Origin of the sequence: Amycolatopsis sp. DG1A-15b (assembly GCF_030285645.1) — a bacterium.
Lineage (GTDB): Bacteria > Actinomycetota > Actinomycetes > Mycobacteriales > Pseudonocardiaceae > Amycolatopsis.
In genome coordinates, this window is sequence record NZ_CP127296.1 from 7,547,491 (window position 1) to 7,562,367 (window position 14,877).

Sequence of the window (14,877 nt, forward strand, 5' to 3'; positions counted from 1 at the left end):
TGCAACCATGACCGAGCAGTCCCCCGCCCTGGACAACCTGCTCACCGAGAGCCGCACCTTCCCGCCCAGCGACGAATTCGCTGGCCAGGCCAACGCGAAGGCCGACCTCTACGCCGAGGCCGACGCCGACCGCGAAGCGTTTTGGGCGAAGCAGGCCGAGCGGCTCACGTGGGACACGAAGTGGACCACGGTACTGGACTGGACCAATGCACCGTTCGCGAAGTGGTTCGTCGGCGGCAAGCTGAACGTCGCCTACAACTGCGTCGACCGGCACGTCGAGTCCGGCCACGGCGACCAGGTCGCGATCCACTGGGTCGGCGAGCCGGGTGACACCCGGGACATCACCTACGCGCAGCTGAAGACCGAGGTTTCCAAGGCCGCCAACGCACTCGCGTCGCTGGGCGTCACCGCCGGCGACGTCGTGGCGATCCAGCTGCAGATGGTCCCCGAGGCCATCTTCGCGATGCTCGCGTGCGCGCGGATCGGCGCGCTGCACAACGTCGTCTTCGGCGGCTTCTCCCCGACGGCGCTGCGGGCCCGCGTCGACGACGCCGCCGCGAAGGTCGTCATCACCTCCGACGGCCAGTTCCGCCGCGGCAAGGCCGCGCCGATGAAGGCCAACGTCGACGAAGCGCTCGAAGGCGCCGAGACCGTCGAGAAGGTCATCGTCGTGAAGCGCACGGGCGACCAGCTCGAAGGCGACGTCCCCTGGACCGACGGCCGCGACCTCTGGTGGCACGAGCTCGTCGACGGACAGTCCGAAGAGCACACTCCCGAAGCGTTCGACAGCGAGCACCCGCTGTTCATCCTCTACACGTCCGGGACGACCGGGAAGCCGAAGGGCATCCTGCACACCTCCGGCGGCTACCTGACGCAGACCGCGTACACGCACCACAACGTCTTCGACCACAAGGCCGGCGAAGACGTCTACTGGTGCACCGCGGACATCGGCTGGATCACCGGCCACAGCTACATCGTCTACGGCCCGCTCGCCAACCGCGTCACTCAGGTCGTCTACGAAGGCACGCCGAACACCCCGCACGAAGGGCGCCACTGGGAGATCATCCAGAAGTACAAGGTCTCCCTCTACTACACCGCCCCGACGCTGATCCGCACCTTCATGAAGTGGGGCGCGGAAATCCCGGAGAAGTACGACCTGTCGTCGCTGCGGGTGCTGGGTTCGGTCGGCGAGCCGATCAACCCCGAGGCGTGGATCTGGTACCGCGAGAACATCGGCGCCGGCCGGACTCCGATCGTCGACACGTGGTGGCAGACCGAGACCGGCGCGATCATGATCTCGCCGCTGCCGGGCGTCACCTCGACCAAGCCGGGCTCGGCGCAGAAGGCGCTGCCGGGCATCTCCGCGAAGGTCGTCGACGACACCGGTGCCGAGGTCGGCCCGGGCGGTGGCGGGTACCTGGTGCTCGACAAGCCGTGGCCGTCGATGCTGCGCGGGGTCTGGGGCGACGAGGAGCGCTTCCGGGACACCTACTGGTCGCGGTTCAAGGACCAGGGCTTCTACTTCGCCGGCGACGGCGCGAAGTACGACAACGACGGTGACGTCTGGCTGCTGGGCCGCGTCGACGACGTGATGAACGTGTCCGGGCACCGCATCTCGACGACCGAGGTCGAGTCGGCGCTGGTTTCGCACCCGACGGTCGCCGAGGCCGCGGTCGTCGGCGCGACCGACCCGACGACCGGCCAGGGCATCGTCGCGTTCGTCATCCTCCGCGGCAACGCGGTCGACGGCGGCGAGGAGGCCATCCAGGCGCTGCGCAACCACGTCGCGAAGGAGATCGGGCCGATCGCGAAGCCGCGGCAGATCATGGTCGTGCCGGAGCTGCCGAAGACGCGCTCGGGCAAGATCATGCGCCGCCTGCTGCGCGACGTCGCGGAGAACCGGCAGGTCGGCGACGTCACCACGCTGGCCGACTCGTCGGTGATGGACCTGATCTCGTCGGGCCTGAAGTCGGGCAAGTCCGAGGAGTGAGCTAGCGTTCCTCTCGTCAGAGCCCTTCCGGCTTCGCGCCGGGAGGGCTCTGTCATGACACCCCGTGTGGCACGACTCGAACGCATGTTCTACGCTGTGCCGCGAACCACACCCACTTCCCGGGCAAGGAGACGACACGACGATGACCGTGGATGTCCTGACGCACGACGAGGAAACGGCTTCGGCTCCGGCCGAGGCTCCGGCTTCGACTCCGGAGGTTTCCGCCGACGAGGCGACCGTCACCGAGTCCGCGTCCCCGGCCTCGCCCTCGGAGGGTTCGGCTGAGCCGGCCGCCGAGGAAGAGGCCCCGAAGCCGAAGCGCGGCCGCCCGAAGGGTGCGGCGACGGCGTCGACGGCGAAGAAGACCCGCACGGTCGAGCTGATCCTGACCGTCACCGGCACCGCCGACGGCGAGTGGCAGGCCGAGCTGAAGAACGGCTCGAAGTGGGTCGCGAAGGGCCTCGAGATCCCGGCCGCGGCGGTTTCGCGGGCGGCGAAGGAGCTGCACAGCGACCTGTCCGGCCCGATCGACGAGGTGATCAACCAGGCCCGCGAGGCGCAGGCGGCGAAGGTCGCGGCGCTGGAGGCCGAGCTCGAGAAGGCCAAGCAGGCCCTCGCCGAGCTGGACGCCTGAGACTTCACTCCGAGAAGCGCCCGGTTCCGCATCGGCGGGGCCGGGCGTTTCCGCTCTTCAGGCGATCGGCGGACGCTCCGGCAGGGGTGACTTGAACTCCACCCACATGGAGTCCGTCAGCGCCTCGACGTGGTGGGCGACCCCGCGGGGGTGCAGCACCGAATCCCCTGGTTCGAGCACCGCTTCCACGCCGTCGACCGCGCCACGCAAGCGGCCCGACAGGACGTAGACGATCGAGTCGTGGTCGTGCGCGTGGGTCGGTGACGACACGCCCGCCGGGTAGTGGATCAAGAAGGCCAAGCCGCTCGAGGCCGTCTCCAGCAGCCGGAACCGGCCCTCGCCGCCGGCCAGCGGCAAACCCTCCACCGTGACCAGCGGCTGCCACACCTGCTCTTCCATGCCGCCCATCATGACCCGGCTCGGCTGAGAGTCCACACAGGACCAACTTAGGTAAGGCAGCCGTTATTTAGGCGCGCCTGACAAAAGACCAAGTCTCGCCACGATTCCGCTTCCGTGTTTCACTGGTCCGGTGACCGAAACGATCGACGGTGACGCCGTGGAACACGCTCACGAACCGCACCAGGGTGTGGGCGGGAAGCTGAACTGGCTGCGGGCCGGGGTGCTCGGCGCGAACGACGGCATCGTGTCCGTGGCCGGCATCGTCGTCGGGGTGGCCGGGGCGACCACGGAAAGCACGACCATCCTGACCGCCGGAATCGCCGGGCTCGTCGCCGGCGCCTTTTCCATGGCCGGCGGGGAATACGTTTCCGTGAGCACCCAGCGCGACACCGAGCAGGCCTTGCTCCGGCTCGAAAAGCAGGAACTCAAGACGATGCCGGAAGCCGAGGAGCGCGAGCTCGCCCAGATCTACGAGGAAAAGGGGCTCTCGCCGGAGCTGGCGAGCCAGGTGGCCCGCGAACTGACCGAAAAGGACGCCCTGCAGGCGCACGCGGAGGCCGAGCTCGGCATCGACCCGGACAACCTCACCAGCCCGTGGCAGGCCGCGTGGGCGTCACTCGTCGCCTTCTCGGTCGGCGCGCTGCTGCCGATCCTGTCCATCGCGTGGGCCGGCGTCTCCCTGCGGGTGTGGGCGTGCGCCGCCGCGGTCGTCGTCGGCCTCACGCTGACCGGGTGGGTCAGCGCGAGGCTCGGCGACGCGAACGTGGGGCGCGCGATCCTCCGGAACGTCGGCGTCGGCGCCCTCACCATGGTCGTGACCTACTTCGTCGGCGTGATTTTCGGAGTCACCGTGGGCTAATGGACGCCCTTCATCAGCTTGCGGATGAAGGGAATGCCCAGGAACAGCAGCACGCCGACACCGATGGCGACCAAGCCGACCGTGCTGAAGTACGGCGCTTCGTCGTCGACGGAGTAGTACTCGGCGAGCTTGCCGGACATCGCCGTGCCGAACGAGATCGACAGGAAGTTCAGCGCCACCATCTGCGTCCGGAACGCCGCCGGGGCGAGCTTCGTCGACAGCGACAGCCCCACCGGCGAGAGGCACAGCTCGGCGATCGTGAACACGAACAGGATGCCGACCATCGCCAGGATCGGGCTCGCGTTCTTGCCGCTGCCCACCATCGGCAGGAACAGCAGGAACGCCGCGCCCATCAGCACCGTGCCGAGGACGAACTTCATCGGCGTCGACGGCTGCCGCTCGCCGAGTTTCGTCCACAGCGCCGCGAGGACCGGGGCGAAGACGATGATAAACACCGGGTTGATCGAGTTGACCCAGGACACCGGCATCTCCCAGCCGAACAGGCTCCGGTTCAGCCGCTGGTCGGTGTAGGCCGCGACGACCGTGAACTGCTGCTGGTACAGCGAGAAGAACACCGCGCTGGCGATGAACATCGGGATGAACGAGAACACCCGGCTGCGCTCGACGCCGGTGATCTTGCCGCTGGTCAGGATGACGAGGAAGTAGACCACCGAGATCACGCCGACCACCCACACGACGACGTCGGCGAGGTTGCCCGGGTTGACGACACCGGTGACGACCAGCCCCACGACCGCGGCCACCAGCACGACGGCGGCACCGATCGCCAGCACGCGCTGGGACGCCGGCAGCGGGTTCGGGACCTCCTTCGCCTTGTCGCCGAGGTTCTTGCGGCCGAACGCGTACTGGGTCAGGCCGAGGGCCATCCCGATCGCCGCGAGACCGAACCCGAGGTGGAAGCCGACCTGGGTCTGCGCCAGCCCGGTCAGCAGCGGGCCGACGAAACCACCGAGGTTGACGCCCATGTAGAAGATCGTGAAGCCCGCGTCGCGCCGCTCGTCGCCCTCGGCGTAGAGGGTGCCGACGATCGCCGTGGCGTTGGACTTCAGCCCGCCGCTGCCGACCGCGACGCACACGAGGCCGACGCCGATGCCGGCCAGGCCGGGCAGCAGGGCCAGGCTGATGTGGCCGATCATGATCAGCACGGCGCTGTAGAACAGCGTCCGCTCGGAGCCGAGGAGGCGGTCGGCCACCCACGCGCCGATGACGGCCGACAGGTACACCAGGCCGCCGTACGCGCCGACGATGCCGAGCGCGGACTCCTGCGCGAGGCCCAGCCCACCCTGTTCGACCCGGTAGTAGAGGTAGATCGGCAGGATGCCGAGCATCCCGTAGTAGGAGAACCGCTCCCACATCTCGACGCCGAAGAGGTTCGCCAGTCCTCGTGGGTGCCCGAAGAACCTCGTGTCCTGCTGGACGTCGGTGGAGGTGCTCACAACTCGTCTTCCTTTGTCCTGGGGACTTCGTTGTCGATTGGCATGTTATGAGCCCACCGCGTGACCCACCACCGGCACGACGTGTGGCGGCGGTCATGACAATGCGTGACAAAGAGCCGGTAAACTGGCACCAAGGTGCGCCGGGAAGTCTGGTCGGCAACAGTGATCAGCGACCCCTGGAGCCGCCCCGATGACCCGCCCGTTCAGCGAATTCGCCCGCTACCTGCGCACCGAGACGACCGGCGGGCTCATCCTGCTCGGCGCGACGGCGGTCGCGCTGCTCTGGGCCAACTCGCCGCTGCGGGACAGCTACCACGCACTGCGCGACTTCCGGCTCGGCCCGGAGTTCCTCCACCTGAACCTGACGGTCGGCGACTGGGCGAAGGACGGCCTGCTCGCCCTGTTCTTCTTCGTCGCCGGGCTGGAGCTCAAGCGCGAGCTCGTCATCGGCGAGCTGTCGCGCTTCAAGCAGGCGGTCCTGCCGGTCGTCGCCGCGATCGGCGGCATGGCCGTACCCGCGCTCGTCGCGCTGGCCGTCGGCTGGGGGACGCCGGGCATCGAGCGGGCCTGGGCCATCCCCGTCGCCACGGACATCGCGTTCGCGCTCGGCGTGCTGGCGCTGACCGCGTCGAACCTGCCGTCGAGCGCCCGCGTCTTCCTGCTTTCCCTGGCCGTGGTGGACGACCTCGGCGCGATCGTCGTCATCGCCGTGCTGTTCACGTCGGGCTTCGACCTGGTCGCGGTGGCCGTCGCCGTCGTCGCGCTCGGGCTGTACGCGTTCCTGCAGCACCGCCGGGTTCGGACGCCGTGGCTGTACGCCCCCTTGGCGCTGGTCACCTGGGTCGCGGTGCACTCGGCGGGCATCCACGCCACGATCGCCGGCGTCGCGCTGGGCCTGCTCACCCGCGTCCGCGCCGACGAGGGCGAGGCGGAGGCGCCCGCGCTACGGCTCGAGCACCGGCTCCAGCCGTGGTCGGCGGCCGTCGCCGTGCCGGTGTTCGCGCTGTTCGCGGCCGGGATTTCGGTCAGTGGCGACTCGCTCGGCAAGGTCTTCACGACGGCGTTGCCGCTCGCGGTGCTCGCCGGGCTGCTCGGCGGCAAGGTCGTCGGCATCCTCGGGGCCAGCCTGCTCGCCGTGAAGCTGCGCGCGGCGGAGAAGCCACGCGGAATGGGCTGGCGGGACATGGCCGCGTTGTCCGTGCTCGGCGGGGTCGGCTTCACCGTGAGCCTGCTGATCGCGGAGCTGTCGCTGCCGGAAGGCACCAGTGAGCTGGCGAAGGCCGCGGTGCTGATCGCGTCGGCGGTGGCGTCCCTGCTGGGCGCGGCGTTGCTCCTCCGGCGCAGCCGGGCGCACGCCCAAGTGGAGTGATCTCGCGACACTCGGCTACGCCGCCGCGCCCGGTAAAGGGACACATGGCACGATGACCCGGTGAGCAGCCCCAAGCACGAACGCACCGGCCCCGACGGCGTGGGGGCCGTGCCTTACCTCCCGCTGTCCTCCGCTTCCGACATCCCCGGCGACCAGTCGCTCGGCCGCCTGGTCGGCGACGCGACCCAACACATCTCGACCCTGGTCAGGGCCGAGATGGAACTGGCGAAGTCCGAGCTCGTCGGTGAGGTGAAGAAGGGCCTCAAGGGGGCCGTCTTCTTCCTGATCGCGCTGACGGTCTTCCTGTACAGCACCTTCTTCCTGTTCTTCTTCGCGGCCGAGGGGCTGGCCGAGTGGGTGCGCTACCGCTGGATCGCCTTCGGCATCGTGTTCTTCCTGATGCTGATCGTCGCGGGCGTGGCCGGGTTCCTCGGCTACCGCAAGGTGAAGAAGTTCAAGGCACCGGAGCGGACCATCGCCAGCGTCAAGGAGACCGCCGCCGCGCTCAAGCCGCAGCGCGCGCCCGAAGCCGGCTTGACCACGCGCGACTGAAGTCGTTGCACGCGTCCCCCGACCCGTCGATCGTCCGGCTCGACGGCCCGTGGGTGCACCGCGACTTGTCCGCGAACGGCATCCGCCTGCACGTCGCCGAGCTCGGCGACGGGCCGGTCGTGGTGCTGCTGCACGGGTTCGCCGAGTTCTGGTGGACCTGGCACCACCAGCTGCCGGCACTGGCTGACGCCGGGTTCCGCGCGGTCGCCGTCGACCTGCGCGGCTACGGCGACTCGGACAAGCCGCCCCGCGGCTACGACGCGTGGACGCTCGCCGGTGACGTCGGCGGGCTGATCAAGTCGCTCGGAGCGCGCCGCGCCCACCTCGTCGGGCACGCCTGGGGCGGCATGCTCGCCTGGACGGTCGCGGCGCTGCACCCGCGGCTGGTGTCCTCGGTGACGGCGATCGGTGCCGCCCACCCGCTCGCCCTGCGCTCGGGCGCGGCCCGCCCGTGGCGCGGCCAGGGCCGCGCGGCCGGGCACCTCTTCCGCTTCCAGGTGCCGATGGCGCCGGAGAAGTGGCTGGTGAAGGACGACGCCCAAGCCGTCGAGGACCTGTTCGGCGGCTGGGCCGGCCGTCGCTGGCGGTCCACTTCGGACTTCACCGGCAGTGTCGAGGCGTTCCGACAGGCGATGCTCGTGCCCGGGGTCGCGCACAGCGCGCTCGAGTACTACCGGTGGGCGTTCCGCGCCCAGTTCCGCGGCGAGGGCCGCCGGTTCACCGACGCCGTCGGCGCCCGGATCGCCGCGCCGACGCTGCAGCTCCACGGCGCCGACGACACCTGCATCCTCCCGGAAACGGCGACGTCGTCGACGCGCTGGGCAGGCCCGCACGCCGAGCCGGAGATCTGGCCGGACGTCGGGCACTTCCCCCACCTCGAGGTGCCGGACCGCACGTCGGCGGCCCTGGCGGGCTTCCTCAAGCGAGACTGATGGCGTTCTTCGCCCGCTCGACCGACTCCTCCGACGCCGGTCCTTCGGGGTTTTCGGTGGCCAGCGCCTGGTTGAGCGCGACGAAGGGCCGCATCCGCCGTTCGTAGGCCGCGAAGGCCGCATCGTGGGCGGCCCGATCCAGTTCCTGCGCGAGGACGTACGCGCCGACCAGCGCGAGGCTCGTCCCCTGGCCGGACAGCGCCGAGGCGCAGTAGCCGGCGTCGCCGACCAGCACGACCCGGCCGGCCGACCAGCGGTCGAGGTGGATCTGGGCCATGGCGTCGAAGTAGAAGACGTCGGCGGCGGCCATGGCTTCGAGGAGCTTCGGGACTTCCCAGCCGACGCCGCCGAGCCGCTCGGCGATCAGCCGCTTCTGCTCCGGGACGGCCATCCGCGGCAGCGGTTCCGAGCCGAAGCCGAGGGTCACGCGGAGCTCGGTGTTGTCCCGGACGGGATAGGCCACGCCCCCGGTGTGCTCGTGCCGGAACCAGACCTGCCAGTCCTCGAGGCCCAGGAAGTTGGCCGTCGGGAAGATCGCCAGGTACTGCCCGAGGTGGCGGGTGAAGTCCTCCTCCGGGCCGAAGGCCAGCCGCCGCACCGCCGAGTGCAGGCCGTCCGCCCCGACGACAACGTCGAACGTCCGGGAGCCGCCGTGCTCGAAGCCGACGCGCACGCCGTGCGCCTCTTCGGTCAGGGCGGTGATCGAGTCGCCGAAGACGTACTCGACGCCGGGCGCCTCCAGCAACATCCCGACGACGTCGTCGCGCAGGATCTCGAAGTCGGCGTTGTCCAGCCGTCCGCTGGTGAAGGTGTGCTCCTCCGACCGGAACAGCTCGTGGCCGTCGCCGTCCACCATGGACATCCCGCGCATCCGGGTGCGCAGCGCGCGCATCCGGTCGCCGAGCCCCAGCTCGTCGACGACGTCGAGGGCGACGCCGCGCACGTCGATCGCCTGGCCGCCGGTGCGCGGGCCGGGCGCCCGGTCGACCACGGTCACCGCCCAGCCCGAACGGGCCAAGAGCCGGGCCAGGGTGCCGCCGGCCACACCGGCGCCGGAGATCAGGACGTTCCGCATGGTTTCCTCCAGAGTCGTACGCTTGTACGCTCCACTGTGGAGAATGAACTGCTCGCAGGCTATTTCTGTACTAGTACAGATGGCCGTCTGTACTAGGTCAGGAGACGTCGTGAAGTACGTGGCCATCGCCGACGCACTGCGGGAGCGGATCGTGCGCGGTGAGCTCCCGCCGGGTGCGCGGGTGCCCTCGACCCGGCGGCTCGCGGCCGACCACGGAGTCGCGCTGGCGACCGCCGCGAAGGCGCTGGACCGGCTGACCCAGGAAGGCCTCGTCCGTGCCGAACCGCGGTCCGGCACGGTCGTCGCCGACCGGGACCGCCGCGGCGCTCAGCGAGGGCTGACTCGGGAGCAGCTCGTGCGGACCGCCGTCGCCATCGCCGACACCGAGGGCCTCGGCGCCCTGTCCATGCGCGGCGTCGCCGCCCGGCTCGGGGTCGCGGCGATGGCGCCGTACCGGTACGTGCGGGGCAAGGACGAGCTGGTGCTGCTCATGGCCGACGCCGCGTTCGGCGAGGGCGGCTATCCCGCGAAGCCGTCCGGCGACTGGCGCGAACGGCTGACGCTCGGCGGCCGGACGCTCTGGGCGCTCTTCCGGCGGCACCCGTGGCTGGCTCAGCTGGGGCCGATCACGCGGCCGCTGCCGCTGCGCAACCTGGCCGTGCACGGCGAGTGGGCCCTGTCGGCGCTGTCCGAGCTGGGCGTCGACGCGGCGACGCTGTGCGACCTGCACGTCCTGTTCTTCGGCCACGTCCAGGGGATGGCGGTCCACCTGGAGCGCGAGCAGAGCGCCCTGGCGTCGTCCGGGCTGACCGAGGACGACTGGATGGACCACCAGGGCCCCGCCGTGGCGGCGATGACGGCCGGGCACCCGACGTTCGCCAGGATGCTCGCCGAACTCACCGAGACCGGCTACGACCTGGTGCTGGACGACATCTTCGAGCTGGGCATGCGGGCCCTGCTCGACGGCCTGGCGCTGCGGTTCGGGCGTTAGGCCGCGCAGGAGCCGGTGGACACGTTCGTCGTCTGGGACGGCGCCGCGTCGACTTCGGCGCGCACCTGCTCGGCCGTCAGCGTGAAGCCGGTCTCCGGGTCCTCCACCGCCGCGCCGAAGACGACGCCGATGACCCTGCCGTCCGGGGTCACCATCGGGCCGCCGGAGTTGCCGCTGCGGATCTCGGCGCGGACCGTGAAGACGTCCCGCTGCACGGTGTTCGCCTCGTAGATGTCCGGGCCGCGCAGGTTGATCCGGCCGCGCACACGCGCCGGCGTCGCCCGGTACGGGCCGTCGAGCGGGTAACCGAGCACGACCGCGCTGTCGCCCGCCCCCGCCGTCTCCGGCGCGAACGGGAGCGGCTCGGCCTTCAGCCGCGGTACCGCGAGCACCGCGATGTCGACCTCCGGGTCGAAGTAGACGACGCGCGCGGGGTAGTCGCCTTGGGTCGTCTCGATGCCGACGGTGTCGGTACCGGCCACGACGTGCGCGTTCGTCATCACCCGCTGCGGCGCGATCACGAACCCGCTGCCTTCGAGCGACCGCGAGCACGAACTCGCGCTGCCGCGGATCTTGACCACGCTGCCGTGCAGCTGCTGGACGATCTCACTGCTCTGCAACGCCGGGTCCGGCGGCGAGGTGTCCGCCGTCGGGGCCTTCTGGAACGGGTCCACGATGGACGGGAAGCCGGACGCGTCGAGCAGCTTGCGCAGCTGGCTCGGGAAGCCCTGGGCGGCCTCCGGCATGGTGTCGTTGACCTTGCCGAGCACCACCGAGTTGTTGATCGCCTTGGCCAGCCACGGCGCACCGGACACGGCTGTCAGCGGCGTCGCGATCAACCACGCCACCACGAACACGACCAGGGCCTGCACGACCGCGCCGAGCGTCTTGTCGATGCCGGAGAGCTTGTCCGGGTTGATCTTCTGCCGCAGCCGGCGGCCCACGTACACGCCGATCGCCTCGCCGAAGGCGACCAGGAAGACGACGGTGGCCACCGCGAAGGCGACCTTCCAGACGGGGTCGTCGAAGAACGAGACCACGACCGGCGCGAGCTTGATCCCGGCGACCGCCCCGAGCACGACGCCGACGAGCGACGGCAGCGCGATGATCACGCCCTGGTATGCGCCGGACACCGCCGCCAGCACGGCCAGCAGCAGCACCACGACATCGACCCAGTTCACCGCGTCACTCCCCGCTCACAACCCGCGCTTGGAACGCGGCCAGCGCCTCGTCGAGGTCCCGGACGTCGCCCGGGTCCCATTCGCGCTCCCAGCCTCCCAGGCTCAGGAGGACCGACAGCAGCCCGGCGGTGAACCCCCACACGAAGAGGCCGCCGACCTCGAAGGCCGGCCCCTTCCAGGGCATGCCCTTCTTCTGCACCGTGAACCGGTTGGCCGGGTCGACCAGGTCGGCGATGGCGACGCGCGCGACCGACGCCGTCTCGGCCGGGTCGACCGCGTGCACCGGCGACGGCTCCGCCCAGTGCGCCAGCACCGGCGTCACGGCGAACCCGGACACCGGGACGAACAGTTCCGGCAGCACCGCGATCGGCCGGACGCCGGCGGGGACTACGCCGGTCTCTTCTTCGGCCTCGCGCAGCGCGGTCCCGACCGGGCCGCCGTCGCCCTCCTCGGCACCGCCGCCGGGGAAGGCGACCTGGCCGGCGTGCGAGCCCAGCGTGTCGGCGCGGCGCTGCAGCAGGATGTCCGGCTCGCCGTCGGCTTCGCGCTCGCCGAAGAGGATGAGCACCGCGGCGGGACGCGGGTAGGCGTCTTCGGGCGGGCTGAACCGCGTGAACGTCTTGGCGTCGACCTCACCGCTCACCTTGACCAGCGGCCGGAGCCACTCGGGAACCGACTCGGGTTCGACCAGCGGTCCGATCACCTTGCCCCCTCGACTGCCGCGCGCACCTGGTCAGTGTTCACGAACGAGCGAGGATTCGCGATGAACCGCACCACACCGCCGGCGGTGACCAAGTAGGACGCCGGGAGCGCCGAAGGCACCTTCAGCGCGGCCCGGACCGGACCGGTCTGCCCGTTGCCGTCGTACACCGAGGGCAGGTGCACGCCCAGCTTCGCCAGCAGGTCCAGGCCGTCCTTCGCCGGGCTCTGCACCTGGACGCCGAGCACGCGCACGGCACCCGGCCGCTGCGCGTACTCCTGCAGCACGGGCAGCTCGGTCCGGCACGGCTCGCACCACGACGCCCACACGTTGACCAGCACCGGAGCACCGGCGAGGGCCTTGCCGACGTCGACGCGCACGCCGTCGCCGAGGCACTCCGCCGTGACGCCTTCGAGCTGCTTCACCGGCTGCGCCGGCCCCGGTGCCGGGCACGGCTGGAGCGCCGCCGCGGCCCGGGCGGGCGCAAGGTCCTCCGACGGCTTCGCGGCCGGGTCGTCACCTCCGCGCGGCAGCAGCGCGACGAGCAGCGCCACCGCCAGCACGGCGGCGGCCAACGCCCACTTGGTGACTCTCGTCACCGAGGCGCAGCCATGGCCAGGATGTGGTCCTTCTCGACGCCTTTGACCAGCTTCGCGGCTTCGTCGAACCCGGTCGGGCCGGTGCCGTACGACGGGCAGTCCCTGGCCAGCGGGCAGGCGCCGCAGGCCGGCTTCTTGGCGTGGCAGACGCGGCGGCCGTGGAAGATCACCCGGTGCGAGAGCATCGTCCACTCCTTGCGGGGGATCAGCTCGCCGATCGCGTGCTCGACCTTGACCGGGTCCTCCTCCGCCGTCCAGCCCCAGCGCCGGACCAGCCGGCCGAAGTGGGTGTCGACGGTGATGCCCGGGACGTCGAAGGCGTTGCCGAGGACGACGTTGGCGGTCTTGCGGCCGACGCCGGGCAGGGTGACCAGGTCTTCGAGCTTGGCCGGGACCTCGCCGTCGAAGCGCTCGACCAGCGCCGCGCCCAGGCCCATCACCGAGTTCGCCTTCGCCCGGTAGAAGCCGGTGCTCCGGAGGTACTCCTCCAGCTCGGTGCGGTCGGCACCCGCGTAGTCGGCGGCGGTCCGGTAGCGCTTGAAGAGCGCGGGCGTGACGAGGTTCACCCGGACGTCGGTGGTCTGCGCGGACAGCACGACCGCGACCAGCAGTTCCAATGGCGTGGTGAAGTCGAGCTCGCAGTGGGCGTCCGGATACACGTCGTCGAGGCAACGCTTCATCCGCCTGGCGCGTCTCACCAGAGCTAACCGGCTTTCACCAGCGCCCTCACGGGGGGCGTTCGTGGTGGCAGGTGGCACCCCGATAGCCTACGGGCGCCGTCGGACGAGCCGGGCACTGCACCGGTGGACGACCGACACGCCAGAGCACCACCTCGGCGCGTTTTCCGGCCGCCATGAGCGAGGATCTGGAGTACATGCTTCTCACTGAGTGTTTCGGGGTCCGGTCATGACCGTCTGGTTCGTCATCCTGGTCCCCCTGGTCATCATGTTCTTCGCGCTGTTCATGGAGCGGGTGGAGAGCAGGCTCAAGCACGTCGCGGTGCAGGAGAACGAGGTCGAAGAGTTCCTCGAGCAGGCGCAGCCCAACGAGGTCAGGGCGCTCTACGGGCACGGCATCGGCCGCGCGCTGGAGCTGTTCCGGCTGCGTAGGCTGGGCGGACGGGCAGCCAGGCTACGCGCGCGTCGTGTGCGGAGTTAGGCTCCACGTTCGAACGAGATCGTTTCCGCCGTGCGCGAGTCCGGCGAGCGATCTCGGGAGTACGCCCTAGACTGACGCGCAAGTGATCGGCGTCACGCTCCTCCAGGCACGGGGGAGCGTGATCGTTTCTCGACGAGGAGGCACCCGAGGTGGACGAAACCCTGGCCCGTGCGGGCATTTTCCAGGGTGTGGAGCCGGCAGCGGCGGAGGCGCTGGCCCAGACCTTGGAATCCGTGGAGTTCCCCCGCGGCCATGTCATCTTCAACGAGGGTGAACCCGGCGACAAGCTGTACATCATCCAGTCCGGCAAGGTGAAGATCGGCCGCAAGTCCCCGGACGGCCGCGAGAACCTGCTGGGCATCTTCGGCCCGTCCGACATGTTCGGCGAGCTGTCCATCTTCGACCCCGGCCCCCGGACGTCGAGCGCGACCACGGTCACCGAGGTCCGCGCGGTCACCATGGACCGCCCGGCGCTGCGGCAGTGGATCTCGACCCGCCCGGAGATCGCCGAGCAGCTGCTGCGCGTCGTCGCGCGCCGGCTGCGCCGGACGAACAACATGGTCGCCGAACTGATCTTCACCGACGTCCCGGGCCGCGTGGCGCGGGCGCTGCTGCAGCTCGCGCAGCGGTTCGGCAGCCAGGAGGCGGGCCTGCTGCGGGTCACGCACGACCTGACCCAGGAAGAGATCGCCCAGTACGTCGGGGCGTCGCGCGAGACCGTCAACAAGGCGCTCGCCGACTTCGCCCACCGTGGCTGGCTGCGGCTCGAGGGCAAGAGCGTGCTGATCCTCGACCCGGAGCGCCTGGCCCGCCGGGCCCGCTGAGTCCGTTACGTCGAAGGCCTCCTCACCCCGGCGGGTGAGGAGGCCTTCTTCATGACGCACAACAAAGAGCCGGGCGCCACCCCCGACGTGGCGCACCGGCTCTTCGTTGTTGCGCGGACCATCCCCCGACGATCCGCGCTCCCCGCCCTCCGGGCCAGGC

At 70.5% G+C, this 14,877-nt stretch carries 16 protein-coding genes; 9 read left to right on the plus strand and 7 right to left on the minus strand.

Features of this window, described 5'->3' with window-relative positions:
- The first annotated feature begins 7 nt into the window (after window positions 1–7).
- Entirely contained in the window at window positions 8–1,990 is a 1,983-nt protein-coding gene (gene acs, locus QRY02_RS34725) for an acetate--CoA ligase (RefSeq protein WP_285987016.1), read from the plus strand.
- Window positions 1,991–2,132: 142 nt separating this feature from the next.
- The gene (locus tag QRY02_RS34730) at window positions 2,133–2,624 is read left to right on the plus strand and encodes a DUF6319 family protein (protein ID WP_285987017.1); all 492 of its coding nucleotides are present in this window, start codon (window positions 2,133–2,135) and stop codon (window positions 2,622–2,624) included.
- Window positions 2,625–2,681: 57 nt separating this feature from the next.
- Here the strand turns inward: QRY02_RS34730 and QRY02_RS34735 are convergent, their stop codons facing one another.
- The gene (locus QRY02_RS34735; protein WP_285994000.1) at window positions 2,682–3,035 is read right to left on the minus strand and encodes a cupin domain-containing protein; all 354 of its coding nucleotides are present in this window, start codon (window positions 3,033–3,035) and stop codon (window positions 2,682–2,684) included.
- A gap of 118 nt (window positions 3,036–3,153) precedes the next feature.
- On the opposite strand from QRY02_RS34735, the gene QRY02_RS34740 reads away from it, so the two are divergent.
- A complete protein-coding gene (locus tag QRY02_RS34740) occupies window positions 3,154–3,882 on the plus strand; it encodes a VIT1/CCC1 transporter family protein (RefSeq protein ID WP_285987018.1) in 729 nt (242 codons plus the stop codon).
- Here QRY02_RS34740 and QRY02_RS34745 read toward each other — a convergent pair.
- Entirely contained in the window at window positions 3,879–5,336 is a 1,458-nt protein-coding gene (locus tag QRY02_RS34745; protein WP_285987019.1) for a peptide MFS transporter, read from the minus strand. The genes QRY02_RS34740 and QRY02_RS34745 overlap by 4 nt on opposite strands.
- A 190-nt stretch (window positions 5,337–5,526) precedes the next feature.
- Between QRY02_RS34745 and nhaA the strand changes: the two genes are divergently transcribed.
- Genes nhaA through QRY02_RS34760 form a run of 3 tightly spaced genes read left to right on the plus strand, consistent with a single transcriptional unit; the run spans window position 5,527 to window position 8,189 of the window.
- A complete protein-coding gene (gene nhaA, locus QRY02_RS34750; protein ID WP_285987020.1) occupies window positions 5,527–6,705 on the plus strand; it encodes a Na+/H+ antiporter NhaA in 1,179 nt (392 codons plus the stop codon).
- Window positions 6,706–6,765: 60 nt separating this feature from the next.
- A complete protein-coding gene (locus tag QRY02_RS34755) occupies window positions 6,766–7,257 on the plus strand; it encodes a phage holin family protein (protein WP_285987021.1) in 492 nt (163 codons plus the stop codon).
- A 5-nt stretch (window positions 7,258–7,262) separates the two neighbouring features.
- Entirely contained in the window at window positions 7,263–8,189 is a 927-nt protein-coding gene (locus QRY02_RS34760; RefSeq protein WP_285987022.1) for an alpha/beta fold hydrolase, read from the plus strand.
- On the opposite strand, the gene QRY02_RS34765 is transcribed toward QRY02_RS34760, so the two are convergent.
- Entirely contained in the window at window positions 8,176–9,264 is a 1,089-nt protein-coding gene (locus tag QRY02_RS34765; RefSeq protein ID WP_285987023.1) for an FAD-dependent monooxygenase, read from the minus strand. The two genes, QRY02_RS34760 and QRY02_RS34765, sit on opposite strands and share 14 nt — an antisense overlap.
- A gap of 109 nt (window positions 9,265–9,373) precedes the next feature.
- Here QRY02_RS34765 and QRY02_RS34770 point away from each other — a divergent pair, with 109 nt between their 5' ends.
- Window positions 9,374–10,255 carry a GntR family transcriptional regulator gene (locus tag QRY02_RS34770; protein WP_285987024.1) on the plus strand — a complete coding sequence of 294 codons (882 nt, stop codon included), beginning with the start codon at window positions 9,374–9,376 and terminating at the stop codon, window positions 10,253–10,255.
- Here QRY02_RS34770 and QRY02_RS34775 read toward each other — a convergent pair.
- From QRY02_RS34775 to nth, 4 genes are read right to left on the minus strand one after another with little or no spacing between them, the layout of a single operon-like run.
- A complete protein-coding gene (locus QRY02_RS34775; protein ID WP_285987025.1) occupies window positions 10,252–11,436 on the minus strand; it encodes a MarP family serine protease in 1,185 nt (394 codons plus the stop codon). The two genes, QRY02_RS34770 and QRY02_RS34775, sit on opposite strands and share 4 nt — an antisense overlap.
- 4 nt (window positions 11,437–11,440) lie before the next feature.
- Window positions 11,441–12,139 (minus strand): NUDIX hydrolase, encoded by a 699-nt coding sequence (locus QRY02_RS34780; protein WP_285987026.1) that lies wholly within the window; start codon window positions 12,137–12,139, stop codon window positions 11,441–11,443.
- Entirely contained in the window at window positions 12,136–12,735 is a 600-nt protein-coding gene (locus QRY02_RS34785) for a TlpA family protein disulfide reductase (RefSeq protein WP_285987027.1), read from the minus strand. The genes QRY02_RS34780 and QRY02_RS34785 overlap by 4 nt, the downstream gene beginning before the upstream one ends.
- Window positions 12,732–13,415, minus strand: coding sequence for an endonuclease III (gene nth, locus QRY02_RS34790; protein WP_285987028.1), 684 nt, complete (start codon window positions 13,413–13,415; stop codon window positions 12,732–12,734). Before nth ends, QRY02_RS34785 begins: the two co-directional genes overlap by 4 nt.
- 226 nt (window positions 13,416–13,641) lie before the next feature.
- On the opposite strand from nth, the gene QRY02_RS34795 reads away from it, so the two are divergent.
- Complete coding sequence (locus QRY02_RS34795; RefSeq protein WP_013230551.1) at window positions 13,642–13,893, plus strand: hypothetical protein; 252 nt, start codon at window positions 13,642–13,644, stop codon at window positions 13,891–13,893.
- Between the two features lie 149 nt (window positions 13,894–14,042).
- Window positions 14,043–14,717 (plus strand): Crp/Fnr family transcriptional regulator, encoded by a 675-nt coding sequence (locus tag QRY02_RS34800; RefSeq protein ID WP_003081747.1) that lies wholly within the window; start codon window positions 14,043–14,045, stop codon window positions 14,715–14,717.
- Window positions 14,718–14,877: the final 160 nt, after the last annotated feature.

Bases quoted from the DNA above. Each gene is read 5' to 3' on its own strand.
- QRY02_RS34795 (WP_013230551.1), top strand. From the start codon at position 13,642: ATGACCGTCTGGTTCGTCATCCTGGTCCCCCTGGTCATCATGTTCTTC.
- acs (WP_285987016.1), top strand. From the start codon at position 8: ATGACCGAGCAGTCCCCCGCCCTGGACAACCTGCTCACCGAGAGCCGC.
- QRY02_RS34765 (WP_285987023.1), bottom strand. From the start codon at position 9,264: ATGCGGAACGTCCTGATCTCCGGCGCCGGTGTGGCCGGCGGCACCCTG.
- nhaA (WP_285987020.1), top strand. From the start codon at position 5,527: ATGACCCGCCCGTTCAGCGAATTCGCCCGCTACCTGCGCACCGAGACG.
- nth (WP_285987028.1), bottom strand. From the start codon at position 13,415: ATGAAGCGTTGCCTCGACGACGTGTATCCGGACGCCCACTGCGAGCTC.
- QRY02_RS34730 (WP_285987017.1), top strand. From the start codon at position 2,133: ATGACCGTGGATGTCCTGACGCACGACGAGGAAACGGCTTCGGCTCCG.
- QRY02_RS34735 (WP_285994000.1), bottom strand. From the start codon at position 3,035: ATGATGGGCGGCATGGAAGAGCAGGTGTGGCAGCCGCTGGTCACGGTG.